The sequence below is a fragment of the Nocardia sp. NPDC004168 genome (assembly GCF_040610355.1).
GTDB lineage: Bacteria > Actinomycetota > Actinomycetes > Mycobacteriales > Mycobacteriaceae > Nocardia > Nocardia sichangensis.
On sequence record NZ_JBEXME010000006.1, the window covers coordinates 53,871 to 78,080 of the forward strand.

The window sequence follows — 24,210 nt, forward strand, 5'->3', positions numbered from 1 at the left end:
TCTGTAGCGGTCGCTAGAGAAAGGGGCGCGCCATGGGCGCACTGACGGGCAAGACGGCACTGGTCACCGGGAGCAGCCGGGGCATCGGGCGAGCGATCGCCGAACGACTGGCGCGTGACGGCGCACGCGTCGCGGTCCACTACAACCGCGACGAACAGGCGGCGAAGGCGACCGTGGCCGCGATCGAGGCTTCGGGCGGCGCGGCGTTCGCGATCCGCGCCGAACTGGGCGTGCCAGGCGACGCCGAGACGCTGTGGGCGGCCTTCGACGCGCACGCCGACGGGCTGGACATCCTGGTGAACAACGCGGGCACCGACGGGATCAGGGAGCCGATCGCCGGAACCGACGAGGCGGCGTTCGACCGGGTCTTCGCGATCAACGCCAAGGCTCCCTTCTTCATCACCCGTCTCGGCTTGCACCGGTTGCGCACAGGCGGGCGGATCGTCAACATCTCCACCGGACTGACCCACGGCGCGTACATGCCGCAACTGATCGCCTACACCATGACCAAGGCCGCGCTCGACAGTTTCACCAGCGTGCTCGCGAAGGAGGTCGGCGCGCGCGGCATCACCGTGAACGCGGTCGGGCCGGGGATCATCGACACCGACATGAACGCGAACTGGCTGCGCAACGCCGAAGCCCAGGCGTCGGTGGCGACGATGTCCCCCCTCCACCGCGTGGCGCAGGCCGACGACGTCGCCGACGTCGTCGGGTTCCTCGCCTCCGACGACGCCCGGTGGGTGACCGGGCAGTGGATCGATGCCACCGGCGGCGCGCTGCTGTAAGCGCCTTTCTCGCGCGCGAGCTGCGGACCCGCATGGCCCGGCCGCTCCCATCAGGCGTACCTTCGCCTTCGCTGCGGCCATGCGCGAACTGAGGACGGACTCCGCCCGACTGCACCTATCAGGCGTACCTCCGCCTTCGCTGCGGCCATGCGCAGGCTGAGGACGGACTCCGTCCGGCTGCAGCTATTAGGCGTACCTTCGCCTTCGCTGCGGCCATGCGCGAACTGAGGACGGACTCCGCCCGACTGCACCTATTAGGCTTTAGCACCGTGCTGTCAGTTGTGCCGAGTCCCGTCACCGTGCGGGCGCCGTCGAAGGTGAACCTCCATCTCGGAGTGGGCGACCTGCGGGCCGATGGCTACCACGACCTGACCACGGTGTTCCAAGCACTGTCCCTGAGCGACGATCTGGAGATCGCGCCGTCGGCTTCGCTGGCCGTCCGGGTCACGGGTGAGGGCGCCGCGGAGGTGCCGACCGACCGGACGAATCTGGTATGGAAAGCCGCCGTCCGGCTGGCGCACCTCGGCGGCCGCGCTCCCCTGGTGGAAATCGCCATCACCAAAGGCATTCCGGTGGCAGGGGGCATGGCGGGCGGCAGCGCCGACGCCGCCGCCGCGCTGGTCGGGCTGAACGAACTGTGGGACCTGGGACTGTCCAGGGAGGAACTCACCGCGGTGGCGGCCGAACTCGGCAGCGACGTGCCGTTCGCCCTGCACGGCGGCACCGCGCTGGGCACCGGCCGCGGCGAGCGCCTGTTGCCGGTGCTGTCCCGCAACACGTTTCACTGGGTGCTCGCGTTCGCCAAAGGCGGCTTGTCCACTCCCGCGGTGTTCGCCGAACTCGACCGGTTGCGCGAGCACGGCGAACCGCCCCGGCTCGGCGAGCCGCAGCAACTGATGCAGGCGTTGGCCTCCGGCGATGCGCGGCAGCTCGCACCCCTGCTCGGCAACGATCTCCAGGCGGCGGCGGTGTCGCTGAAGCCGGAACTGCGCCGCACGTTGCGCGCGGGCATCACCGCGGGCGCGCTGGCCGGATTGGTCTCCGGTTCCGGGCCCACCTGCGCGTTCCTCTGCGAGAGCGAGGAGTCGGCGATCTCGGTGGCCGCCGAACTCGCGGGCGCGGGCGTCTGCCGCAGCGTGCGGACCGCCAGCGGACCCGTGCCGGGCGCGCGCGTCCTCAGCGGCGACGCACCCGGTAAGCACTGACCGCCATTGGCCGCGACCGGACGCGGCGGCTTGCGGCCGACGCCGCAAGCCGCCGAGCGGGCACTTCAGGCACGGTTCCTGCCGAACCGTCCGTAGCTCCGGCGGGGTGTCCACTGCGAGGTGGTGATGCCGACGACACTGCGGCGAGCACGAAACCCTATGTGGCCTGCCGTACGTGCGGGAACGCTCAGCATGACGGCCCTGCGCGCGATCGTTGCGGTACGCCGGTCGGCGAGCCGATCGAGTGGGAACGCTCGACATCGCCGCATCCCGTGCGACCGATGCGCGGCCTGGCTCAGGGCAGCAGGTCGGCGAGCCGATCGACCTGATCGGCGTCGCGACCGTAGCAATAGAACATCACCTCGTCCGCGCCGAGATCGCCGAATTGCGCCATGGCGGAGCGGATCCGCGCGGGCGTGGTGAGCATGCCTTCGAGCATGCCTTCGGCGCGGCCGGTGAACGCGTAGTAGGCGCCCATCGACGCGCGTGCGTCTTCGATGACGTCGTCCGGACCGAGGGCGACGTTGACCTGGGCGACGATCCGCGGCGCGCCCGGTCGGCCGTGGTCGGTCCAGGAACGGCGAACGGTGTCGAACAGCCCGCCCGCCCACGACGGCGGTGCGGCGGCGAGAAAGCCACCGCCCCAACGGCCGACGCGCTCGAGTGCGGCGGGCTGGAAGCCGCCGAACAGGATCTCGGGCCCTTCCGGGCGCAGTGGCGCGGGGCCGATCGGCCCGCACTCCTCGCCGTAGGGCTCACCGGCCCACAGGCGGCGCATGAGCGCGACTTGCTCGTCGAGGCGGCGGCCCCGGGTGCGCAGGTCGGTGCCCGAGGCGAGGTGGTCGTCGGCGCGGCCGCCGACGCCGAGGCCGAGCACCAGCCGCCCGCCGGACATCCGGTCCAGCGTGGCGGCCTGTTTGGCGAGCAGCACCGGGTCGCGCAACGGCGCGAGCAGCACTTCGGTTTGCACTCGGACGCGGCTGGTCGCGCCGGCGATCGCGGCCAGCGCGATCAGCGGTTCGGGATTGTCGTAGACCAGCCGGTCGAGCAGGCCGAGCGTGCGGAACGGGCCCGCGTCGGCGCGCCGAGCCCAGTCGAGCAACGCGGCGGGATCGGAGATGGGCAGGCCGAGGCCGACGTGCATGAGAATCCTCCAGAGAGCATGCGGAATGGGAATAGTGCCGCCCGCCGACGCCTTCGGATAGGAGGCGGGCGTCCCACTCTGCGGCTGTACTTCTGGGGAGCGCCGATTCGGTTGCATGAGAACGAACAGCGTTCGTTCGCGATCAATCTAAACGAACATTGTTCGTACCGCAAGCTCGCCGCCGTTCGCCGGGACGACAGGCGGTCCGCCCACATCGGTACGCTGGCCCGGGGCCCCAGGGCCGCGACAGGTAGGTCTCATCGGACCGCCCCCGCAAGACACGGAAGGATCCATGTCCAACCTGATCAATCTCGAACAGGTCCACAAGAGCTTCGGGATCAAGCCGCTGCTGGACAACGTCTCGCTCGGCGTGCACGCGGGCGAACGGATCGGAGTCGTCGGCCTCAACGGCGGCGGCAAGACCACCCTGCTCGAGGTGCTCACCGGCATCGAGGAACCCGACAGCGGCCGGGTCAGCAGACTCGGCGGCCTGCGCATGGCTGTGGTGACGCAGCGCGGTGTGCTGCCCGCGGGCGCGACGGTCGGATCGGTGGTGCTGGCCGGGCTGGCCGACGACGCCATGACCGACGAGGTCGCCGAACACGAATGGGCCGCCGACCCGCGCATCCGCTCGGTGATGGACGGCATCGGCATCGCCGGCCTCGGCATGGACACCCCGGTGGACAACCTCTCCGGCGGCGAGCGCCGCCGGGTCGCGCTCGCCGCAGCGCTGGTGCGCGAACTCGACCTGCTCGTGCTCGACGAGCCGACCAACCACCTGGATGTCGAGGGTGTGCAGTGGCTGGCCGCGCACCTGCTCGGCCGCCGCAGCGCGCTGGTCGTGGTGACCCACGATCGCTGGTTCCTCGACACCGTCGCCACCAACACCTGGGAAGTGGTCGGCGGCAAGGTCGAAAGCTACGAGGGCGGTTACGGCGACTGGATCTTCGCCCGCGCCGAGCGCGCCCGCCAGGCCGATGCCTCCGAGGCCCGGCGGCGCAATCTGGCCCGCAAGGAACTGGCGTGGCTGCGGCGCGGCCCGCAGGCGCGCACGTCCAAGCCGCGCTACCGGGTCGAGGCCGCCGAAGCCCTGATCGCCGACGTGCCGCCGCCGCGCGACAACGTCTCGCTGGCCGCCTTCGCGCGCAAACGCCTCGGCCGCGTGGTCGTCGAGCTGGAGGACGTCACGCTCACCACGCCGGACGACCGGGAATTGGTGCGCGACCTGACCTGGCGGCTGGCGCCGGGCGAGCGCGTCGGCCTGGTCGGCGTCAACGGCTCGGGCAAGACGACGCTGCTGCGCGCCCTTGCGGGCGACACCGACGCGACCTTGGCCGCGGGCAAGCGCATCCAAGGCCAGACCGTCCAGATCGGCTGGCTGCGCCAGGAACTCGACGACCTGCCCACCGACCTACGCGTGCTGGAGGCGGTGCAGCAGGTGGCGCAGCGAATCATGCTGGGCGACAAGGAGATCTCGGCGGGACAGCTGGCCGAGCGACTCGGTTTCACCCCCGCCCGCCAGCGCACGCCGGTCGGCGACCTGTCCGGCGGCGAGCGGCGACGCCTGCAGCTGACCCGCATCCTCATGTCCGAACCGAACGTGCTGCTGCTCGACGAGCCGACCAACGACCTGGACATCGACACCCTGCAACAGCTGGAGGACCTGCTCGACAACTGGGCCGGCACGCTGGTCGTGATCAGCCACGACCGGTACCTCATCGAACGGATCTGCGACTCGACCTGGGCGTTGTTCGGCGACGGAAAGCTCACCAACCTTCCGGGCGGCATCGAGGAGTACCTGACCAAGCGCGCGGCCCTCGCGGCGAACCAGACCCGCACCGCCGCACCCGATGCCAAGCCCGCCGACGCCCCGGCCACCGATTCCGCGGCCTACCGCGCGGCCCGCAAGGAGCTGACCCGGTTGGAACGCGCCATCGACAAGCTGTCCGAGCGCGAGCAGCGCTTGCACGTCGCGCTGGCCGACGCCGCCACCGACCCGGACAAGCTGGTCAACCTGGGCGCGGAGCTCAAGCAGGTGCTCGCGGAGAAGGAAACGGCCGAAGAGCGCTGGATGGAACTGGCCGAAGGCGTGTGAGGCCCGGCCGCCTCTTGCGGACATATACCCAGAGGGGGTATCTTTCTGATGTCGGGGTACCCCCCGCCCGTATGAATGATATGGATGCGAAGGAGTCGGACATGCCCACCACCACCACTTACACCGTCACCGGGATGACTTGCGGGCACTGCGTCAGCTCCGTCAAGACCGAGATCGGCAAGATCGACGGCGTGACCGGCGTCGATGTGGATCTCGCCAGCGGCGCCGTCCGCGTCGACAGCACCGCGCAGATCGCCGACGCCGACATTGTCGCCGCCGTGGACGAAGCAGGCTACGAAGTCGCCGTCTGACCGGTCGCCACCAGTGGTTCCGCGCACCGGCCGACGCCGGTAGCGGAGCCACTGTTCTGTGCGACGCGCTACGCCTGGGCCGCCAGCCGGACGAAGGCGGCGGTGTCGAGGGTTTCGCCGCGAGCGGTGGGAGCGATGCCCGCGGCGAGCAGACGGCGCTCGGCTTCGGCAGGCGAACCGGCCCAGGCGGCGAGGGCGGCGCGCAGCGTTTTGCGCCGCTGCGCGAATGCGGCGTCGACGACTTCGAAGACGCGGCGGCGGTGCTCGTCGTCCACCGGCCACGGCGGCTCGGCGAAGCGGTCGATCCGGACCAGGCCCGACTCGACCCGCGGCACCGGCCAGAACACTTGCGTGCCCACCGCCCCCGCACGCCGGACGGTCCCGAAGAAGCCCGCTTTCACGCTGGGCACGCCATAGATGCGGCCGCCGGGCTCGGCGGCCAAGCGATCGGCCACCTCGGCCTGCACCATCACCAGAGCGACCACGATGCCGGGCAGTTCGGCGAGCAGATGCAACAGCACCGGGACGGCCACGTTGTACGGGAGATTGGCTACCAGCGCGGTCGGCGCGGCGGGCAGGTCCGCCGCGGTGACGCGCAGCGCGTCCGCCTCCACCACCGACAGTCGCTCCGCGAGTTCCGGAGCCCGGTCCGCGACGGTCACCGGAAGATGGCGCGCCAGCACGGGATCGATTTCGACGGCGACCACCGAGTCCACCACGTCCAGCAGCGCAAGGGTCAGCGAACCGAGACCGGGCCCTACCTCGAGCACCACGTCCCCGCGCCCCACCCCGGCGGCCGCGACGATCCGCCGCACCGTGTTCGCGTCGTGCACGAAGTTCTGCCCGAGCTGCTTGGTCGGCCGGACCCCGAACCGCTCGGCGAGCACCCGCACTTCGGCGGGCCCGAGCAGCGCCGCACTCCCGCGGGCGGAAATATCAGGTTCGGACACCTCGAGAATCTATCAACCGGCATACCCGGCCTGCCGCGACGTCTCCCCCGCGTCAGCTGATGCCGAGGCGACCGGTGCAAGCGGGCCAGGCGCCCCAACCCTGCCGCTGCCGGGTGATCTCCGCGATGGCGATCTGTTCTTCCCTGGTGGCCAGGTCCGCGCGGGGGGCGTACCGCAGCCCGCCCTGCCGCTCCCAAGTGCCTTGGTCGAACTGCACACCGCCGAAGTAGCCGTTGCCGGTGTTGATCGACCAGTTGCCGGTCGACTCACAGCGGGCCAGCGCGTCCCAGATCGCGCCGTCGCGCACCGGGGGCACCTCGGTGCCAGGCTTGGCGCCCTTGCGGACGGTCTTCGGCTTCGCCGCCACGGTGACGGTCGAAGCGACCGGTTTACGGTCCACTTCCTGGCCGTTGACCATGGTGACCGCGAAGGTGACGTTCTGCACGCCGGGAGCGCCGGGCGACTCCACCACCGTGCGGCTCATGTTCATCTCCGGGTCTTCGATGACGTTCTCCGGCGGGTCCAGCGGCATCGTCTCGGTCTGCTGTTCGACCCGCTTGCGCGTCACGGTGACGTGCAAGCCGTTCGTCAGGGGCGTGGCCGCGGCCGGTTCGACGGAGTCCTGCTCGAGCAGCGGGATGCCGGTGACCTCGAGGAATTTGCCGACGGTGGGCGCGGCGGCGCGCACGTCCACCGGATTGCCGATGCCGTCGACCAGCGAGACCACGCGCGGAGTCGCGATGGTCAGCGTCCCGCCCTGCAGGGGGAGCCGCTCGTCGCGGGCGGGCGAGACGTACACCTCTTTCGGGATCTTCAGCTGTTCCAGCGCCTCCCCCGCGGTCACCCCGGTGGTCCAGACCTTCTGCGTCATACCGTCGACCGACAGGTCGACCTCTTTCGCGCGGTTGAGCGTGATGGTCGCGCCGTCGGCGATGTGCGCGGCCAGTGCGGGCGCCACCTTGTCCCGGTCGGTCACCGCGAAGCCCGCGGCCTTCAACACGCCGCGCACGTCACGCGACATCGTGGTCTGGAAGAGCTTCTCGCCGTCCACGACGACGGTCACCGTCTTGCGATTCACGATCGCGAGACCGGCGCCGACGATCAGCGTCAGCAGCAGTGCGCCGACCGCGATGTACAGCAGCGGCGAACGCGACTGGTTGATCCGCATGAAGGGGGACATGGTCACAGCACGATAACGAGGGGGCAGGGCGCCGACAACAGCAAGCTCCGGAACAGGGCCTTTTCAATATCACGATCGAATATCGACCCCGCAGGTAAATCACAAAACGGAACGCCGAAAGTGACATAGGACACATTTCGCATACAGCGATGCATTCCGGGCATCCGTGACGCCCTCGAGTACGCGCCCCTTGGCGGGCGCCCCCGCTCAGATCCGGTAGACGCGACGCGCGTTGGCGGTGGTGATCTCGGCCAGTTCCAGCGGATCCTGCTCGCGCACCTCGGCCAGTGCCCGCACGGTGTACGGCAGGCAATACGGCTCGTTCGGCGCTCCGCGGAACGGATGCGGGGTCAGATACGGCGCGTCCGTCTCGACCAAAATCTGGTCGTCCGGCACCACCTTGGCCGCCTCGCGCAGTTCGTGCGCGTTCTTGAAGCTCACCGTCCCGGAGAAGCTCAGGATGTAGCCCTCGGCCACGCACGACAGGGCCATGTTCGTGTCCGAGGAGAAGCAGTGGAAGATCACCCGCTCCGGCGGACTCTCGTCCAGCAGCACGGTCAGCAGGTCGTGGTCGGCCTCGCGGTTGTGGATCATCAGCGGCTTGCGCACCCGCTTGGCCAGGTCGATGTGCCAGCGGAAGCCCTCGATCTGGGTCTCGATGTCGGCGCAGCCGTCCAGCTTGCCCGGCCAGTAGTAGTCCAGGCCGGTCTCGCCGACAGCGACCACCCTCGGGTCGTCGGCCAAGCGCTCGAGCTCGGCCTTCGCCTCGTCATCGAGCGCGTTCGCCCTGGTCGGATGCAGCGCGACGGCGGCGAACACCCGATCGTCCCAGTGCGCGGCCCGCACCGCCCACCGCGCGGCTTCCAGATCGTCGGCGACGGTGACCACCCGGCCGACCCCGACCGAGGCGGCCCGGTCGACGATCGCGACGGTCGACGCCGCGTCGGTCGCGCCGCAGGCGTCCAGGTGGGTGTGCGCGTCCACGATCGGCGACAGCGGCTCGGGCAGCTCCGGCGCGGAACGCTTCGCGCTCATCGGCGGCCAGCCCGCGGCGCGGACGCGGGGACCCGCGAATCGACGAGGGGCATATTCACGCGAGCGGAAGAATGCACGCGCATTACAGTAGACACACCATGAGCGAAGTCGACCGCCCCGCCTTCTACATCACCACGGCCATCGCCTATCCGAACGGTGCGCCGCATATCGGGCATGCGTACGAGTACATCTCGGCCGACGCCATCGCCCGCTTCAAGCGCCTCGACGGCTACGACGTCTTCTTCATGACCGGCACCGACGAGCACGGCCAGAAGATGCAGCAGGCCGCGGCCGCCGAGGGCATCCCGGTGGAAGAGCTCGCGGCCCGCAACTCCGACGTGTTCGAGGCGCTGGACAAGACGCTCGACATCTCCTTCGACCGGTTCATCCGCACCACCGACGCCGACCACCAGGCCGCCAGCGTCGCCATCTGGGAGCGGATGCTGGCCAACGGCGACATCTACCTCGGCAACTACTCCGGTTGGTACTCGGTGCGGGACGAGGCGTTCTACACCGACGAGGAGACCACGGTGCTGGAGGACGGCACCCGCATCTCCACCGACTCCAAGACGCCGGTCACCTGGACCGAGGAGTCGAACTACTTCTTCCGGCTGTCGGCCTACCAGGACAAGTTGCTGGCGCTCTACGACGAGCATCCGGAATTCATCGCGCCGGCGACCCGGCGCAACGAGATCGTCAGCTACGTCAAGGCGGGTCTGAAGGACCTGTCCATCTCGCGCACCACCTTCGACTGGGGCGTGCCGGTGCCCGACCATCCCGACCACGTCATGTACGTGTGGGTGGACGCGCTCACCAACTACCTCACCGGCGTCGGCTTCCCGGACACCTCCTCCGCCGCCTTCGGCAAGTATTGGCCCGCCGACGTGCACATCATCGGCAAGGACATCACACGCTTCCACACGGTGTACTGGCCCGCGTTCCTGCTCTCGGCCGGAGTGGAGCTGCCGAAACGCGTATTCGTGCACGGATTCCTGTACAACAAGGGCGAGAAGATGTCCAAGTCGGTCGGCAACGTGGTCGACCCGCTGGAGCTGGTCGACGACTACGGCTTGGACGCGGTGCGGTTCTTCCTGCTGCGTGAGATCTCCTACGGCCAAGACGGCAGCTACAGCCACGAGGCCATCGTGAGCCGGATCAACAGCGACCTGGCCAACGAGTTCGGCAACCTGGTGCAGCGCAGCACCAAGCTGGTCGCGCGCGACTGCGGCGGCGTGGTGCCGACACCCGGCGAGTTCACCGACGACGACCGCGCCCTGCTGGATCTGGCGGGCGGTCTGCTGGAGCGCTGCCGGGCCGAATTCGACGCCCAGCAGATGCATTTGGCGCTGGAGGCGATCTGGCTGACCCTGGGCGAGACGAACCGGTACTTCTCCGCGCAGGCGCCGTGGGCGCTGGCGAAGTCGGGCACCCCGGAGGATCTCGCTCGCGAGGCCACCGTGCTGTACGTGACGCTGGAGGTGCTGCGCATCGTCGCGATCCTGGTGCAGCCGGTGCTGCCGGGGTCGGCGGGCCGCATCCTCGACCAGCTGGGGCAGCGGAGCCGGACGTTCGCGGACATCGCGACGCCGATCGAGCCCGGGTTGGCGTTGCCCGCGCCGGAACCGGTGTTCCCGAAGTACGTCGAACCGAAGGACTGACCGCCTCCGGCCTGCCGTAACGGTAAGGCGCACAACACTTTAGCGGTGTTCCACGGCGACATGCCCACGAGTGGATCCACCTGCCTTCCCGCCGTGGAATGTGTTGTCGGATAATGAAACACCGGTTCGCGGCCTGGCGACGCCCCGGACCGTGTGCGATCGGTACGACGACGTTCCGTTCGGAATCGGTTCCGGCACAGAGAGGGCACACATGGGCCAGCAGCACGCGACGGCATCCGTTCACCGGTCCGGTTTCGCCGAGCGGCATCGGGCGGCACGCGAAGCCGTGCTCACGTCGCAGCGCGGCAGGCTGGTCGAGGCGATGGTGGAGTCCGTCGACAACAAGGGATACCCGGCCACCACCCTCACCGACATCGTTGCCAGGGCGAGGGTTTCGCGGACGACCTTCTACGACCACTTCGCGAACAAAGAGGAGTGCTTCGCCGAGGCGGTGCACACCGGCGTCGACATCATGGCGACCCGGATCGTGGACGAACTCGCCCAGCTGCCGCCGGACGCCGACGCCTACGCGAAGATCGAGTCCATCGTGGTCACCTTCTGCCAGACCGTCGCCACCGAGCCCGATTTCGCCCGATTGGTGCTCGTGGAGTCGTTCAAGGTGAACCAGGAGGCCGTCGGCTACCGCGACTTGGCCGTCGACCGGTTCGCCCAGCTGTACCGGGTGTTCTACGACCAGGCGCGGGCGGCGGACCCGACGCTCCCCGAACTGTCCGACGGGCTGATCGCCCTGATCCCGGACGCGATCGGCGAGCGCACGCGGCGGGTCATCGTCTCGGACGGACCCGCGCGCGTGCCGGATCTGGCGCCGCTGTTCGTCCAGTTCGTCATGAGCGCGCTGGGGCTTCCCGTTCCCTCCTGAAGGCACGGCGACCGTCACCGGGATGGCGTCTTCGCGCTACCCGACGCACCGCCGCCCCACCGGTCACCCGGTGGGGCTCGGGCGCCGTCGTCGCGGCGACCGGATACCGCTCACACAGCTGTTCCGCGATGTCACTTCCAGGGGTCGAGCAGGGTATTGATCTCCTTGGTCAGCGCGGCCTGCAGGAACGGACCGAAGGTGATCCGCGCGACGCCCTGGTCGGCGAGGGCGGCCTTGTCGGCCTGATCCGGGAGGACGGTCGCGCTGATCGGCAGCGGCAGCTCGCCGGTCAGGCGGCGCATGTCGGCGTCGGCGTGGCGGCCCACCGGGAACAGCACGTCCGCACCCGCCTCGGCGGCCAGCCGCAGCCGCTCGATGGCGCGGTCCACCCGGTCGGCCTCGTCTCCGTCCTGGCGCAGGAGCAGGTCGGTGCGCGCGTTGATCACCAGGTGCACACCCGTCGCGTCGGCGGCCTTGCGCAGTCCGTGCACGAGGTCGGCGTGTTCCTGGCCCGTGCGCAGGCGCTTGCCCTCGCTGTGCACGGTGTCCTCGATGTTCAGTCCGATCGCCCCTGCCTCGAGCAGGCCCTCGACCAGCCGCGCGGGCTCCTGTCCGTAGCCGGACTCGATGTCGACCGACACCGGGACGTCCACCGCCGCCGTGATCTGCCGTACCCGGGTCAGCGACTCGTCGAACGTCATCCCTTCCCCGTCCGAGCGGCCGATCGAATCGGCCAGCGGATGACTGCCCACCGTCAAGGCCGGAAAGCCCGCCGCCACGGCGACTTTCGCGGACCAGGCATCCCACACCGTCGGGAAGACGCCCGGATCACCCGGCACGTGCAACCCGAGAAACGTCGTGGCCTTGCTCTCCAGAGAAGTCATACCGATGATCATGCCCGCCACCCAGCTTCGGGTCGACCACCCGCGCGGAACGAACCGCACAGCCGAAGTCGCGGTCGGCTAGGAAGTGCGGCGCGCGGCGAGAACCGCGTCGTAGAGCTCGCGACGCGACACGGCGTGGGCGGCGGCGACCTCGGCGCAGGCGTCTTTGAGGCGCAGGCCCGCCGCGGTTCGGGATTCCACGGCGTCCACCAGGTCCGCTGGATCGGCGGTGGCGGGCTGGGCGCCCGCGAGCACCACGGTGATCTCGCCGCGTGCGCCATCGACGGCCCACTCGGCCAGTTCGGCCAGGGTCCCCCGGAGCACTTCCTCGTAGGTCTTGGTCAGCTCCCGGCAGACGGCGGCGCGGCGGTCCGGGCCGAGGATCTCGACCGCGTCGGCCAGGCAGTCGGCGAGCCGATGCGGGGCCTCGAAGAAGACGCAGGCGCGTGGTTCGGTAACCAAGGTACGCAACCATTCCCGGCGCTGGCCGGATTTGCGCGGCGGGAATCCGTCGAAGCAGAACCGCTCCACCGGCAGGGCCGACAGTGCCAGCGCCGTGGTCACCGCCGAGGGTCCGGGCAGGCAGGTCACCGGCAGATCCCGCTCGACGCACGCCGCCACCATGCGGTAGCCGGGATCGCTCACCGACGGCATGCCCGCGTCGGTCACCAGCAGCACCGTACGGCCGTCGGCGATCTCGTCGAGCAGCATCGGAATCCGGGCGGTCTCGACGTGATCGTAGAAACTGACCACCCGGCCGGAGATCTCGACGCCGAGCGCCTTGGCCAGCGCCCTGGTGCGGCGGGTGTCTTCGGCGGCGACGACATCGGCCGTCGCCAGCGCTTCGCGCAGGCGCTGCGAGGCATCGCCGACATCACCCATCGGCGTCGCCGCGAGCACCAGCCCGCCCGCCGTCTCGTAAGCCACCGCACTCCTGTCCGCATCACGTATCCGGCGACAACCGCCAACCCGCAGCCTATCCACCGACGCCACCGGCCCCAGCAGATACCGGCGGCAACGAGGTTCGGCCGCACCGGCGGAAGCAATCCCGCATGCCTTCGAGACGAATCTCACTCACGCCGGCAGCCGACCGCGAATCCGCCGGGCTCGTTCTCGACACGTACAGCCGATCTCGTGAGCACATGGGTAACTCACCGGGTACGCCCAAAACTACAGCGGCACTCACGCGGGACCTGAACGCGAATCCCGAACCACCCAACTAGTACGGCCTGAAGACCCGGAGAGGCGGAGGAGCATACGATCGGGGCGTGACCCAGGTGACCGACCAGCGCGCGACCGCACGGTTCGGAACCGTGCCATCCTGGTCGAGCCCGGGGCCGCTGCGGCCGCCACGCGACTTCGGGCCGACCGACCGCGCGCGCGGCTGGCTGGTGACCGCGTTCCTCACCGCGATCGCGGCGGTGACGCGCTTCACCATGCTCAACTACCCGACCGACGCGGGCACCCCCGTGTTCGACGAGAAGCACTACGCTCCGCAGGCTTGGCAGATGCTCACCGGCGGCTGGGTGGAGGACAACCCCGGCTACGGGCTGGTGGTGCATCCCCCGGTCGGCAAGCAGTTCATCGCGATCGGCGAGGCGATGTTCGGCTACAACGGCTGGGGCTGGCGTTTCACCGCCGCGCTCGCCGGAACGGTGCTGGTGCTGCTGGTGATCCGGATCACCCGACGGATGACACGCTCCACCCTGATCGGCGCGATCGCGGGCATCCTGCTGATCGCCGACGGGCTGACCTTCGTCTCCTCGCGCATCGGCATGCTCGACATCTTCATGGCGTTGTTCGTCACCGCCGCCTTCGGCTGCCTGATCGTCGACCGCGACGAGGTGCGTGCTCGGTGCGCGCGCGCCGACGCGGAGGGCCGGATCGGCGTGACCGACTGGGGACCGCGCCTCGGGGTGCGCTGGTGGCGCTTCGGCGCGGGCCTGCTGCTCGGGCTGGCCTGCGGAACCAAATGGTCCGGAATCTATTTCATCGCCGCCTTCGGCTTGATGAGCGTCTACTTCGACCTCTCGGCGCGGCGGCTCTACGGGGTACGCCGTCCGTGGCTCGGGGTCGCGCTGCGGGACATCGGGCCCGCGCTGTACGCGCTGGTGCTCGTGCCGCTCGGCATCTATCTGGCCAGCTACTGGGCCTGGTTCGCGAGCGAGACCGGCGTGTACCGGTACATGCCCGGCAATCCGTCCGCGCCGACGGACCCGATCGGCACCGGAGGATTCTGGTCGCATGTGGTGCCGGGCGCGCTGCGTTCGCTCTGGTACTTCAACGCCAGGTCGCTGGAATTCCACACCGAACTGACCAATTCGGCGGGCAACCATCACCCTTGGGAATCCAAGCCGTGGACCTGGCCCATGGGCCTGCGCCCGATGCTGTACTACTACGCAGACAGCGGTGTCACCGGTTGCGGGCAGACCCAGTGCGTGAAGGCCGTGATGCTGATCGGCACGCCCGCCATTTGGTGGGTGGCTTTCCCGGTGCTGGCCTGGATGCTGTGGCGCGCGGTGGTCCGTCGCGACTGGCGCCACGGCGCGGTGCTGGTCGGCTACGGCGCCGCGCTGCTGCCCTGGTTCGCCACCCTCGACCGGCAGATGTACTACTTCTACGCCGTCCCGATGGCTCCGTTCCTGGTGATGGGCGTGGCGCTGGTGCTCGGCGACGTGCTGGGCCCCGCGCACCCCAGCACCATCCCGCGCAGCCCCGCCGGGATCTACCAGCCCACCCCGCCGAACGAACGGCGCAGCCTCGGACTACTCGCGATCTGCCTCTACCTGGGCCTGGTGATCGCCAACTTCATCTGGCTGTGGCCGATTCTCACCGCGCTACCGATCACCCCGGGCAACTGGCACGACCACCTCTGGCTCCCCAGCTGGAGATAAGAGGTCAGGCCTCGAGTGCCGCCTGCACATAGCGCAGGGCGGTGGCGTCGTCCAAGCCCAATCTGCGCACCGTCGCGACGTAGGCGGTGGCCGCGCGGCCTGCCACGTCGCGGGTCGGGTCACCCGAGGAGGCGATGAACGAGCCCTGCCTGCCCCGGGTTTCGACCACGCCGTCCGCCTCCAGCTCGCGGTAGGCGCGTGCCACCGTGTTGGGGGCGAGGCCGAGTTGAGCCGCAAGGGCGCGGACGGTCGGGATCTTGGTTCCGGCGGTCAGTTCGCCGGAACGCACCTGGGCGATGATGCCGAGGCGTAGCTGCTCGTAGGGCGGCACAGTCGAGTCGTGCGAGACGGTGATGGTGAACATGCCCGCGCTCACAACTCGTCGCGGGACAGCGGGCAGGACAGGCAACGCGGGCCGCCCCGGCCGGAGCCGAGTTCGGAGCCGGGGATGCGCAGCACCTCGATGCCTTCGTCCTCCAGCCTGGCGTTGGTCATCTCGTTGCGCTCGTAGGCGACCACCACGCCGGGCGCGAGCGCGAGGGTGTTGTTGCCGTCGTCCCACTGTTCCCGTTCGGCGGTGACGCCGTCCAGTCCCGTGTCGATCACCCGCAGCTTGCCGATGCCCATCGCCTCGGCGGCCGCGGGCAGGAACGGGTCGGGACCGCTGATGCCGACCCGGCCGCTGCCGAGCCGTCCGCCGTAGTCGTCGGCCTTGCGGATGGTGAAGGCGCACAGCGATTCGCGCACCGCCGGATACATCACGACGGCGTCCGCGTCGACCATGGTGCACACCGTGTCCAGGTGCATCGTCGCGCGGGTTTGCGCGATCGGCACGACGAGCACGGTGTGCGCGAGGTCATCGTCGAACAGGCTGCGCGCCAAGGCTTCCGCGCCGGCGGGCGAGGTGCGCTCGCCGACGCCCACCGCGACCACGCCCTCCGAAAGCAGCAGCACGTCGCCCCCTTCGATCGGCGCGGTGTGCGATTCGTACGCCCGGCGCACCCCGAGGAAACGCGGATGGAACGCGTAGATGAGATCGGTCAGCGAGGTCTCCCGGCTGCGGGCGGGCAGCGCGAGGGAGGTGATCGCCACGCGCGGACCGACCCAGAACGAGGAATCCCTGGTGAACAGCAGATTGGGCAGCGGATCGATGACGAAGTCGCCGCCGTGGTGCATGCGGCGCACCAGCGAGGTGGCGTCGGGCCCGAACGGCAACTCGTCGAAGGTCATCCCCGCCATGAGGATGTCGGCCAGTTCCCCTGCGGGCACGCCGCGCAGGAAGGCGGCCAGTTCGTCGGCCAGCGTGTGTCCGAGCCTGCGCGCGTCGACGGCGGCCGAGATGCCCTGGATCCGGGCGGCGCCGCTGACCTGGATGGTCTCGGCGAGCAGGTCCGACAGCAGCAGCACCTCGGTGCCGCGGCCACGCAGGACTTCGGCGAACGCGTCGTGCTCCTGCTGCGCGCGCTCCACCCACGGGATGCCGTCGAACAACAGCTGATCGTTATTGCGCGGGGTCAGCCTGCGCAGCTCGTTGCCCGGCCGGTGCAGCAGCACCGTACGCAGCGTGCCGACTTCGGACGTCACGGCCAAACGCGCACCCTCCCGCGCGGACACAGCATCTGCTCCCATGATCGAACCGTAGTGCGCCGCGGCCGGAAGAGCACGGAAATCCCGGCTTCGGCCTGCGGATCGGTGCGCGATCGCCGAATCCGGTCCCAGCACACCCTAACCTCAAGTATTGTTGAGGTGATTGGGAGGAGCGTGCATGTCGACAGCAGCCGATTGGCGGGCGAAGGAGCTGACCCCCGGGCAGCTCTCCGAGCGTAGTGGAGTCGCGGTCTCCGCGTTGCACTTCTACGAACGCGAAGGGCTCATCACGAGCAGACGCACCAGCGGGAATCAGCGCAGATATGCCCGCGAGACCTTGCGCCGCGTCGCGTTCATCCGCATCTCCCAGCGCGTCGGCATACCGCTGAGCGAGATCAGGGCGGCCCTCGATCAACTACCGGAAGGCCGCACGCCCACCCGGCGCGATTGGGAGACCTTGTCCACCACGTGGCGCGCCGACCTGGACGACCGGATCACCCAGCTGATCCGATTGCGCGACAGCCTCACCGGCTGCATCGGCTGCGGCTGCCTGTCCCTCGGCACCTGCCGCTTGGTCAACGAGCACGACCGGCTCGGCGCCGAAGGTCCCGGCGCGCGCGTGCTCGACGTGCAGCTCAATTGCCCGTCGAAGCCAGCAGCCTGCTGAACCGGGCGCTGGTGCGCCGCATCGCGAACTCGTAGGGAAAGGCGAACTTGCGCTTCCACCAGTAACCGAAGCGGATGTCGAACGAGCTGTAGATCAGGAACCGGTTGCGTTCGATCCCGCGCAGGATCGCCGTCGCCGCCCGCTCCGGCGGCACCGCGTGCTCGGTGAACGCGGCGGTGAGCCGCTTGATCTTCGGGTCCTCTTTGTTCACTCCGACCAGCTCGACGCTGCGCACCAGCGGCGTGTTCACCGCGCCGGGCGCCACCAGATGCACCGTGATGCCGTGTTGCGCCAGATCCACCCGCAACACCTCGGATACGCCGCGGATGCCGAATTTGCCCGCGCTGTAAGCCGCGTGCCAGGGCAGCGCGAGCAGGCCCGCCGCCGACGACACGTTCACCAGCGCACCGCCCTTGCCCGCGCGCACCATGGGCGGCACGAAGGTCTCGATGACGTGGATCGGCCCCATCAGGTTGACCTCCACCATGCGCCGCCAGTGCTGGTGCTCCAGGTTCTCCACGGTCCCCCAGACCGACGTGCCCGCGATGTTCATGACGACGTCCAGGCTGCCGAGTTCGGCGTGCGCCCGGTCGGCGAAGGCGCGCACCGCGTCGTAGTCGGTGATGTCCAGCGCTTGCGCCAGAGCCACACGTCCGCCCGCGGCTCGGATGTCCGTCACCGTGGCGTCCAGGCCCTCGGCATTGACATCGGTGAGCACCAGTTCGGCGCCGTCCGCGGCGGCGGCCAGCGCGGTGGACCGGCCGATGCCGCTCGCCGCGCCCGTGACCAGAACCTTCGCATCGCGCACCGTCGTTCGACCCGCTCGCCCGCGACCTCTACCCAGCACTGCGCATCCCATCTCGAATCGCCGAATCGGTTCCCCGCAGGGTAGTCCAGTCGGCGGCCGCCGACCGGGACGCCGCTAACGACCCAGAACCGCGAGCATGCCCGCGACGGCTCGCGGCCAGGTGAATTGCTCGGCCCGGCTGCGCGCGGCGCTGCGCCTGCGGGCCTGCGGCATGGCCAGCACGTCGCTGACCGCCCGCGCGAACGCGGACGGATGGTCGGCGGCCACCGCGCCGCAGTCGGCGGTCACGATGTCGGCCAGCGCGGAGGATCGGCTCGCCACCACGGGCGTGCCCGCCGCGAGCGCTTCCAGCGCCGCGAGGCCGAAAGTCTCGTGCGGACCGGGCGCCAGCGAGACATCCGCCGTGGCGAGCAGTTTGGCGACCATCGCGCGCTCGGCGATGAAGCCGGTGAAGTGCACGGCGGGCACCCCACCGGGCAGCGGGGCCAGCGTGCGGGCCCGCCGCTGCAACGCGTCGCGGCGCGGGCCGTCCCCGGCGACGACCAAGCGCGCCTCGATACCCGCCGCCCGCAACGCGCCGACCGCCTCGATGCTGCGATCCACCCGCTTCTCGACCGACAACCGGCCGCAGTGCACCAGCAGCGGATGACCCGGCACCCCCAGATCGGCGCGCAGCCTGCGATCGCGCCGGTGCGGGTTGAACAGATCGAGATCGACGCCGAGCGGGACCAGCTCCACGTTCCGCGCGTCGATGCGCAGGAACTCCTCGCGAGCGAAGCTGGTGGTGCACACGACGATGTCGTAGTCGGTGGCGGTGTGCCGGTTGGCCACATCGGCGCAGCGCCGCGCCACCGGGCCGGGCAGCACCTGCCCCAGCAGCCGGTCGAGCCGCTCGTGCGAGATCATCACGCCTGCCACGTCGCGCCGCCGCGCCCAGCGGCCGAATCCGCGCAGCGTCAGCCGGTCGGAGACCTCGAGCACGTCGGGCCGCAATCCGTCCAGGACGTCGGCCACCCGGCGTGGATCCGCGGCACGGTAACCCCCGGTCCACGGAATGGCCAACGCGGGCAGTGTGATCCGTACGACGCCGGTGGGCAGGATCTCCTCGGACCGGCGCGGGCCCGGCACGATCAGTACCACGTCGTGTCCCGCGGCGACGTAACCCTCGCCCAGATGGTGCAGCGCCGTGCGCAGCCCACCCGACCGCGGGCCGTAGAAGTTCGCAAGCTGAACTATGCGCACGTGGCCGATCGTGCAGCGGATCGGGTTACCCGCGCCCAACGGTGCGTGAACGGCCGTGAAAGAACCGGATAACCGGCGGCTGTCGCGGTGATCTCAGTGCGCGGGCAGCCCGCGCCCGGCCCGCGGAAGATCGAGATCAAGCGGGATCCGGCCCGCGGTGAGGTGCGTCTCGACCTGCTCGGCGGGCATCGGCTTCGCGATCAGAAAGCCTTGCGCGCGGTAGCAGCCGAGGCCGACCAAGGTGCGCGCGGCGACCGCCGTCTCGACGCCTTCCCCGACGACGCCCAGCCCGAACGAGCCGGCCAGGCCGATGATGGATTTCACGATGGCCAGATCGTCGGTGCTGGCGCCGAGGCGCTGCACGAAACCCCGATCGATCTTCACCGCGTCCACCGGCAGCGCCTTCAGATGCGACAGCGAGCTGTAGCCGGTGCCGAAATCGTCGATGGCGATCTGCACGCCCATCCGCTTGAGTCCGCGCAGCGTGACCTGGGTCCGGGCCAGGTCCTGGACCACGACGTGCTCGGTGATCTCCAGGCACACCGAGCTGCCGTCGATGCCGAACAGGCGCAGGATGTCCTCGATGCGCTCGACGAAATCGAGGCTGACCAACTGCACCGGCGACACGTTGATCCGCATCACGACGTTGCCCGCCAGACCGCGCCTGCGCCATTCGGCGAATTGCGCGCACGCCGACCGGATCACCCAGCGGCCGAGTTCGCCGGCCAGGTTGGTGGCCTCGGCGACGGTGACGAACGCGGCGGGCGGCAGCAATCCCCTGGTCGGGTGCAGCCAGCGAACCAGCGCCTCCAACGCGACGATGCGGCCCGTGCGCAGATCCACCTCGGGTTGGTAGTGCAGCAGCAGCGAGCCGTCCGACACCGCGCCGCGCAGGTTGAGCTCCACGTCGTCTTGGAGTTCGAATTGCGCGCGCATGGTGTCGGTGAACACCGCGACGCCGTTGCCGCCGCCCGATTTCGCCGACAACAACGCGTGATCGGCGCGGCGCAGCACGTCGGCGACCGTCGTCTCACCGGGGAAGCCGAGCGCGACGCCGACGCTGGCGCCCCGGCTGACCGACTCGCCGCCGACGGTGACGCGCCGCGCGATCAACTGCTGGATGCGGTTCGCCTCGTACTCGGCGGCCACCGCGTCCATCGGCTTGGCGGGAACGATGACGAATTCGTCGCCGCCCAGTCGGGCGATCATGTCGTTCGGGTCCAGGTTCTCCCGCAGGCGCGTCGACAAGGTGCGGATGAAGTTGTCCCCTGCGGTGTGACCGAGGAAATCGTTGAGTGCTTTCAAGCGGTCCAGGTCGAGGAAGAAAGCGGCCACCGGGCCGGGGCTTCCCGCGCGTAATCGCTCCTCCATGTGCTCGAGCAGCGCGCGCCGGTTGGCCAGGCCGGTCAAGTCGTCGTGCAGCGCGATGTATCGGAGGCGTTCCTCCGCGACCACCCGCGCTTGCAGTTGCGCGAACAGCGCCGCGATGGCTTTGAGCACGTTGAGTTCGCGATTGCTCCACTCCCGATCGCCCGACTTGACGAACCCGAGCACACCGGTCGGCTCGCCACGCGACATCAGCGGTACCGCCGCCGAGGTCACCCCGACGATGCCGGAACCACGGCGCACGGTCTCCTGGTAGTCGGCGAATTCCGGCGTCGGGCGCGCGACCATCGGCTCGGTCGCGTTCTCCAGGGCGCGGAACACCGGGTCGGCGCCGTCGAAGTAGATCACGCCGAGCGGATCGGGATCCGGAATGTTCTGCCGGTGCGGCCACTCGGCGATGAGCACGGTTGCCCGGCGTTCGCGGTCGGTGTGCCGCACGTAGCTGAAATCCACGTCGAAGTACTCGACCAGTTGCGCGAGCACGCGTTCGGTGGCGGCGACCATGGTCGTGGCGTCCACACCCATGAGCTCAGAGGCGACCTGGGTCACCAACGAGTCGAGTGTCCGCCGTGGCACATTGTCTCCGATCGCGCTAACTACTGGTGTCCACACCGAGCACCGGACGCCGCCTGCTGCGTACGGTGGCGGCGGAGGCGTAGCTCAGGCGAAGCACCAACGCCATGGTCTCATGCTCGGGCACTTCCAGCAGGTCCAGGAAACGGCCCTGAAGTGACGTTAGTGTATCCGTGAAGTCGGGGGAAATCGCTGCAAGTTCCGCATGGCGTCGGGCGTAGAGGTATACCGGGGAAATCGGCTGCACGCACAATCCGAGGCGCTCGGCCCGCACCCAAACCCGCGCGACCGCCGCGCCCGCCGCCGCGTAGTCGGTCAATCGAGGGTCGGCCGCGTCGAATGTCACGGCCAGAATGGCGGAGCTGGACCGCACCCGGTCACCGGTGTATTTCCCCAGCGCCGCTCCACCCGACCAGGACCGCAACTGCGCCATGACGTCGGCGCGGGTGGTGATCTGGAATGCCGCCCATTCGTCGTCGGTCAGTTCCAGGCTGCGCGCATCGATTCCGGTCTCCGGCGTGTCGTCCGCCCAACGGACTTCGGCGAGCATTTCCTCGTATAAGCGGGGCGTGAGATAGCGGACCCGATCGGAATCCCCCAGCAACCTCGCAGCTTCCTCAATGTCCTCCCGTTCCACGACGGCGCGCACATGCGCACCGGCCGATTCGGCGGCCGCCGTGAGCGCGTCGAGTACGCCGTCTGCCAGCGGGGCCCCGGTGCCGACCCTGCGGTTGGTCTCGCGTCGCAGAACGGCGGGATAGTCGGCCGCCAGCTCGGCACTGCGATCGTTCCCCAGCCGCAAGCTGGCGACGAGACGACCGGACCCCGGCGCTCCTTCGACGAACTCGTGCGGGCCGAGGATTCCGTGCGCGGCCGCGGCGACCCGCGCGTTGTAGACGGCCGCGCCGAGTGCGACGGCGCTGCCGCGATAGCCGATGTCCATCGCCGTGCTGCACTCGGGCGCCAGCTCGATGGCGATGTGCTCCGCGCCGGCCCGCAACGACCAAGGCTGCATGTTTCCCCCGGATGGAGCCCGTTGCGCGCAGGCGAGGACGCTTGCGATGGGCCCGGTGACGGGCTCGGGCGGCGCATCGGCCCACACCGGCTCGTCGTTCGGCGGCGGGTCGGCCAGCTCGTCGAGATGCCGTTCCACATCGATCCGGACGCGACCGGAATCCAGCTTCAGCCCCAGTCCGATGCGCCGCACGGCGGCGGCCACGCTCGCGGCGCCGAGGCCGACGTCACCGGCCAGCTGCGGCCAGCTGTTCACCGTCTCGCCGACTTCGACCAGGCTCGCGCCCAGCCGCGGCGACAGCCCGGAGGCGCCGAGCAGCTTCACCACGTACGGCGCCTTCTCCCGCGAGGTCAGTCCCCGCAAATCCCGGGCGCTGACCTCGCCGAGTAATCCGTGGAACGCGGGACGACGGGCTTCGAGATCGAAACGCTCGACGTCCAGCAAACCACGGTCACTGGTTTCCATCAGTACGGGAGTGCGATGCCGGGCCGCCGCCTCGCGAATCACGAGTTTCATATCGAGCGAATCGCATTCCTCGACCACGATCGCGAGTCCGTCCAGGAATTCGTCCACCGAATTCTCGTCGACCCCGGCCGCGAAGATCTGCACCGGGAGATAAGGGTCCAACTCGGCGATACGGCGTGCGGTTACCACCGCTTTGTTGACGCCGATGTCGAACAGCGTCCCGGCCACCCGGTTGAGATTCGACAACTCGATATCGTCCAGGTCCGCCAAGCGCAATCCGCCGCAAACGCCCTCCATGGCGAGCAGATGCGCGATCGCGTGCCCGGCGCTTTGTCCCACGATCCCGATCGTGCGTTCGGCCAGAAGGTCCTGTTCGGCTCTGGTCAGTTTGTTCCGATTACGATCCAGCCGGATCATCCGGAAAGTACGCGGCCCCGGCAATCCGACCACCGCGGCGCGCCACGGATAATAGATCCAGCGATCCGCTTCGGGCCCCTCCGGAATATCGGGCGCGGCAACCATTCTGCTGTATTCGGCGCGCAACGACGCACGCAGATCGAGGATTTCGATGCGCGGGTCGGCGCGCAGCGCGGCGAGTATCCGCGCGTCCTCCGGATCGGCGGGGTCGATGATCAGCGGCCGGTGGTCCGCCGCTCGGCTCCGGTCATCGCCCATGTCCGCGCCGGCCCTCCGTCGGCCGCCCGATCCCGCATCGCACATCGGGCGTACGCGCGGTCGACAGGCCGAGCGCGTCCTGTTCGCGCTGGGTCAGGGATCGCTGCGCTTCCTCGGCTGAGGCGGCATAGCTCCGGGTATCCCACCACAGCGGAACCGTTCGGTAGCGCTCGTCCGGATACGGCACCGCGGGAATGCGCTCGGCCGCAACCGCACCGCACGCCTCGTGGCGGGCCACGGTGAAGGAGGCCACCGTCGCGAAGCCGTAGCGGGCGCCGAGCAGGCGCGCGCCGTGCAGCACGGTGCGCGAGATCGCCGCGCTGAGTTCGCCCCGGTTGGCGGCATCGCGAGCGACCCACGCGCCTTTGGCCTCGATCACGCCCTGCGGTATCCGGTCGGCGATCATCTGCCGCAAGTCGTCCGCGCCCGGCTGACCGGCCCATTCGACCAGCGCGTGCGCCTGCCGCGCGTCGGTGTACGGACCTTGCATCCGCACCCCGGCGACCATGTCGCCGTCGGCGTCGAGCGCGGCGAAGAACAGCGCCGATGACGCACCGTCGGCGACCGTTTCGTATTCGAGCGCGTGTTCGACTCCGAAATGCCGGTAAACGGCACACGCCCCGTGCAGATACCGGTCCCAGAGTTCCGGCTGCACGCCCGGTTCGGAGACAAAGAACGCACACTCGGATTGCGCGTCGTAATACCGTCGCACTCCCCGCCCACGGGAGTTCCTCGGCACGACTGCAATCAGATCCACAGTCATGTTGTTCC

Annotated in this window: 21 protein-coding genes; 8 read left to right on the forward strand and 13 right to left on the reverse strand. The window is 69.5% G+C overall.

Going from position 1 to position 24,210, the window contains the following annotated elements:
- Window positions 1-32 precede the first annotated feature (32 nt).
- On the forward strand, window positions 33-785 hold the full coding sequence (locus tag ABZW96_RS14175; RefSeq protein ID WP_355074536.1) for an SDR family oxidoreductase: 753 nt from the start codon (window positions 33-35) through the stop codon (window positions 783-785).
- A gap of 269 nt (window positions 786-1,054) precedes the next feature.
- On the forward strand, window positions 1,055-1,990 hold the full coding sequence (locus ABZW96_RS14180; protein WP_355074538.1) for a 4-(cytidine 5'-diphospho)-2-C-methyl-D-erythritol kinase: 936 nt from the start codon (window positions 1,055-1,057) through the stop codon (window positions 1,988-1,990).
- 295 nt (window positions 1,991-2,285) lie between these two features.
- Here the strand turns inward: ABZW96_RS14180 and ABZW96_RS14185 are convergent, their stop codons facing one another.
- On the reverse strand, window positions 2,286-3,134 hold the full coding sequence (locus tag ABZW96_RS14185; RefSeq protein WP_355074540.1) for an LLM class flavin-dependent oxidoreductase: 849 nt from the start codon (window positions 3,132-3,134) through the stop codon (window positions 2,286-2,288).
- Window positions 3,135-3,426: 292 nt separating this feature from the next.
- Here ABZW96_RS14185 and ABZW96_RS14190 point away from each other — a divergent pair, with 292 nt between their 5' ends.
- Complete coding sequence (locus ABZW96_RS14190) at window positions 3,427-5,229, forward strand: ABC-F family ATP-binding cassette domain-containing protein (protein WP_355074542.1); 1,803 nt, start codon at window positions 3,427-3,429, stop codon at window positions 5,227-5,229.
- Window positions 5,230-5,330: 101 nt separating this feature from the next.
- Window positions 5,331-5,540 (forward strand): cation transporter, encoded by a 210-nt coding sequence (locus tag ABZW96_RS14195; protein WP_355074544.1) that lies wholly within the window; start codon window positions 5,331-5,333, stop codon window positions 5,538-5,540.
- 68 nt (window positions 5,541-5,608) lie between these two features.
- Here the strand turns inward: ABZW96_RS14195 and rsmA are convergent, their stop codons facing one another.
- From rsmA to ABZW96_RS14210, 3 genes are all read right to left on the reverse strand, one after another.
- Entirely contained in the window at window positions 5,609-6,490 is an 882-nt protein-coding gene (gene rsmA, locus ABZW96_RS14200) for a 16S rRNA (adenine(1518)-N(6)/adenine(1519)-N(6))-dimethyltransferase RsmA (RefSeq protein ID WP_355074545.1), read from the reverse strand.
- 52 nt (window positions 6,491-6,542) lie between these two features.
- A complete protein-coding gene (locus ABZW96_RS14205; protein WP_355074547.1) occupies window positions 6,543-7,670 on the reverse strand; it encodes a transglycosylase family protein in 1,128 nt (375 codons plus the stop codon).
- A gap of 207 nt (window positions 7,671-7,877) precedes the next feature.
- Window positions 7,878-8,705, reverse strand: coding sequence for a TatD family hydrolase (locus ABZW96_RS14210; RefSeq protein ID WP_355074549.1), 828 nt, complete (start codon window positions 8,703-8,705; stop codon window positions 7,878-7,880).
- Between the two features lie 71 nt (window positions 8,706-8,776).
- On the opposite strand from ABZW96_RS14210, the gene metG reads away from it, so the two are divergent.
- Both metG and ABZW96_RS14220 read left to right on the forward strand, forming a co-directional pair.
- Window positions 8,777-10,363: a methionine--tRNA ligase gene (metG, locus tag ABZW96_RS14215; RefSeq protein ID WP_355074551.1), complete on the forward strand. Its 1,587-nt coding sequence runs from the start codon at window positions 8,777-8,779 to the stop codon at window positions 10,361-10,363.
- Window positions 10,364-10,574: 211 nt separating this feature from the next.
- Window positions 10,575-11,243: a TetR/AcrR family transcriptional regulator gene (locus tag ABZW96_RS14220; protein ID WP_355074553.1), complete on the forward strand. Its 669-nt coding sequence runs from the start codon at window positions 10,575-10,577 to the stop codon at window positions 11,241-11,243.
- Between the two features lie 131 nt (window positions 11,244-11,374).
- On the opposite strand, the gene ABZW96_RS14225 is transcribed toward ABZW96_RS14220, so the two are convergent.
- Together ABZW96_RS14225 and rsmI are read right to left on the reverse strand one after the other, a co-directional pair.
- A complete protein-coding gene (locus tag ABZW96_RS14225; RefSeq protein WP_355074555.1) occupies window positions 11,375-12,127 on the reverse strand; it encodes an isocitrate lyase/phosphoenolpyruvate mutase family protein in 753 nt (250 codons plus the stop codon).
- A gap of 78 nt (window positions 12,128-12,205) precedes the next feature.
- Window positions 12,206-13,054, reverse strand: a complete 849-nt coding sequence (rsmI, locus tag ABZW96_RS14230) for a 16S rRNA (cytidine(1402)-2'-O)-methyltransferase (protein ID WP_355074557.1) — start codon at window positions 13,052-13,054, stop codon at window positions 12,206-12,208.
- A 350-nt stretch (window positions 13,055-13,404) separates the two neighbouring features.
- Between rsmI and ABZW96_RS14235 the strand changes: the two genes are divergently transcribed.
- On the forward strand, window positions 13,405-15,021 hold the full coding sequence (locus ABZW96_RS14235) for a phospholipid carrier-dependent glycosyltransferase (protein ID WP_355075031.1): 1,617 nt from the start codon (window positions 13,405-13,407) through the stop codon (window positions 15,019-15,021).
- Window positions 15,022-15,025: 4 nt separating this feature from the next.
- On the opposite strand, the gene ABZW96_RS14240 is transcribed toward ABZW96_RS14235, so the two are convergent.
- Window positions 15,026-15,385, reverse strand: coding sequence for a GntR family transcriptional regulator (locus ABZW96_RS14240; RefSeq protein WP_355074559.1), 360 nt, complete (start codon window positions 15,383-15,385; stop codon window positions 15,026-15,028).
- A gap of 8 nt (window positions 15,386-15,393) precedes the next feature.
- Window positions 15,394-16,650, reverse strand: coding sequence for an arginine deiminase (gene arcA / locus ABZW96_RS14245; protein WP_355074561.1), 1,257 nt, complete (start codon window positions 16,648-16,650; stop codon window positions 15,394-15,396).
- Window positions 16,651-16,786: 136 nt separating this feature from the next.
- Here arcA and soxR point away from each other — a divergent pair, with 136 nt between their 5' ends.
- The gene (gene soxR / locus ABZW96_RS14250; protein WP_067795363.1) at window positions 16,787-17,275 is read left to right on the forward strand and encodes a redox-sensitive transcriptional activator SoxR; all 489 of its coding nucleotides are present in this window, start codon (window positions 16,787-16,789) and stop codon (window positions 17,273-17,275) included.
- On the opposite strand, the gene ABZW96_RS14255 is transcribed toward soxR, so the two are convergent.
- The 5 genes from ABZW96_RS14255 to ABZW96_RS14275 all read right to left on the reverse strand — a co-directional run bounded on the left by ABZW96_RS14255 (window position 17,244) and on the right by ABZW96_RS14275 (window position 24,202).
- Window positions 17,244-18,134, reverse strand: coding sequence for an SDR family oxidoreductase (locus tag ABZW96_RS14255; RefSeq protein WP_355074563.1), 891 nt, complete (start codon window positions 18,132-18,134; stop codon window positions 17,244-17,246). The two genes, soxR and ABZW96_RS14255, sit on opposite strands and share 32 nt — an antisense overlap.
- Window positions 18,135-18,197: 63 nt before the next feature.
- Window positions 18,198-19,325, reverse strand: coding sequence for a glycosyltransferase (locus tag ABZW96_RS14260; RefSeq protein ID WP_355074565.1), 1,128 nt, complete (start codon window positions 19,323-19,325; stop codon window positions 18,198-18,200).
- 93 nt (window positions 19,326-19,418) lie between these two features.
- The gene (locus ABZW96_RS14265; protein WP_355075033.1) at window positions 19,419-21,236 is read right to left on the reverse strand and encodes an EAL domain-containing protein; all 1,818 of its coding nucleotides are present in this window, start codon (window positions 21,234-21,236) and stop codon (window positions 19,419-19,421) included.
- A 67-nt stretch (window positions 21,237-21,303) separates the two neighbouring features.
- The gene (locus tag ABZW96_RS14270) at window positions 21,304-23,439 is read right to left on the reverse strand and encodes an Rv1355c family protein (RefSeq protein WP_355074567.1); all 2,136 of its coding nucleotides are present in this window, start codon (window positions 23,437-23,439) and stop codon (window positions 21,304-21,306) included.
- Complete coding sequence (locus ABZW96_RS14275) at window positions 23,429-24,202, reverse strand: hypothetical protein (protein ID WP_355074568.1); 774 nt, start codon at window positions 24,200-24,202, stop codon at window positions 23,429-23,431. Before ABZW96_RS14275 ends, ABZW96_RS14270 begins: the two co-directional genes overlap by 11 nt.
- Window positions 24,203-24,210: the final 8 nt, after the last annotated feature.

Excerpts from the sequence above, each read along its gene's own strand:
- ABZW96_RS14175 (WP_355074536.1), top strand. The coding sequence starts at position 33 with ATGGGCGCACTGACGGGCAAGACGGCACTGGTCACCGGGAGCAGCCGG.
- ABZW96_RS14185 (WP_355074540.1), bottom strand. The coding sequence starts at position 3,134 with ATGCACGTCGGCCTCGGCCTGCCCATCTCCGATCCCGCCGCGTTGCTC.
- ABZW96_RS14190 (WP_355074542.1), top strand. The coding sequence starts at position 3,427 with ATGTCCAACCTGATCAATCTCGAACAGGTCCACAAGAGCTTCGGGATC.
- ABZW96_RS14195 (WP_355074544.1), top strand. The coding sequence starts at position 5,331 with ATGCCCACCACCACCACTTACACCGTCACCGGGATGACTTGCGGGCAC.
- ABZW96_RS14205 (WP_355074547.1), bottom strand. The coding sequence starts at position 7,670 with ATGTCCCCCTTCATGCGGATCAACCAGTCGCGTTCGCCGCTGCTGTAC.
- ABZW96_RS14210 (WP_355074549.1), bottom strand. The coding sequence starts at position 8,705 with ATGAGCGCGAAGCGTTCCGCGCCGGAGCTGCCCGAGCCGCTGTCGCCG.
- metG (WP_355074551.1), top strand. The coding sequence starts at position 8,777 with ATGCACGCGCATTACAGTAGACACACCATGAGCGAAGTCGACCGCCCC.
- ABZW96_RS14220 (WP_355074553.1), top strand. The coding sequence starts at position 10,575 with ATGGGCCAGCAGCACGCGACGGCATCCGTTCACCGGTCCGGTTTCGCC.
- ABZW96_RS14225 (WP_355074555.1), bottom strand. The coding sequence starts at position 12,127 with ATGACTTCTCTGGAGAGCAAGGCCACGACGTTTCTCGGGTTGCACGTG.
- ABZW96_RS14240 (WP_355074559.1), bottom strand. The coding sequence starts at position 15,385 with ATGTTCACCATCACCGTCTCGCACGACTCGACTGTGCCGCCCTACGAG.
- arcA (WP_355074561.1), bottom strand. The coding sequence starts at position 16,650 with ATGGGAGCAGATGCTGTGTCCGCGCGGGAGGGTGCGCGTTTGGCCGTG.
- soxR (WP_067795363.1), top strand. The coding sequence starts at position 16,787 with ATGTCGACAGCAGCCGATTGGCGGGCGAAGGAGCTGACCCCCGGGCAG.
- ABZW96_RS14255 (WP_355074563.1), bottom strand. The coding sequence starts at position 18,134 with ATGGGATGCGCAGTGCTGGGTAGAGGTCGCGGGCGAGCGGGTCGAACG.
- ABZW96_RS14265 (WP_355075033.1), bottom strand. The coding sequence starts at position 21,236 with ATGGGTGTGGACGCCACGACCATGGTCGCCGCCACCGAACGCGTGCTC.
- ABZW96_RS14270 (WP_355074567.1), bottom strand. The coding sequence starts at position 23,439 with ATGGGCGATGACCGGAGCCGAGCGGCGGACCACCGGCCGCTGATCATC.
- ABZW96_RS14275 (WP_355074568.1), bottom strand. The coding sequence starts at position 24,202 with ATGACTGTGGATCTGATTGCAGTCGTGCCGAGGAACTCCCGTGGGCGG.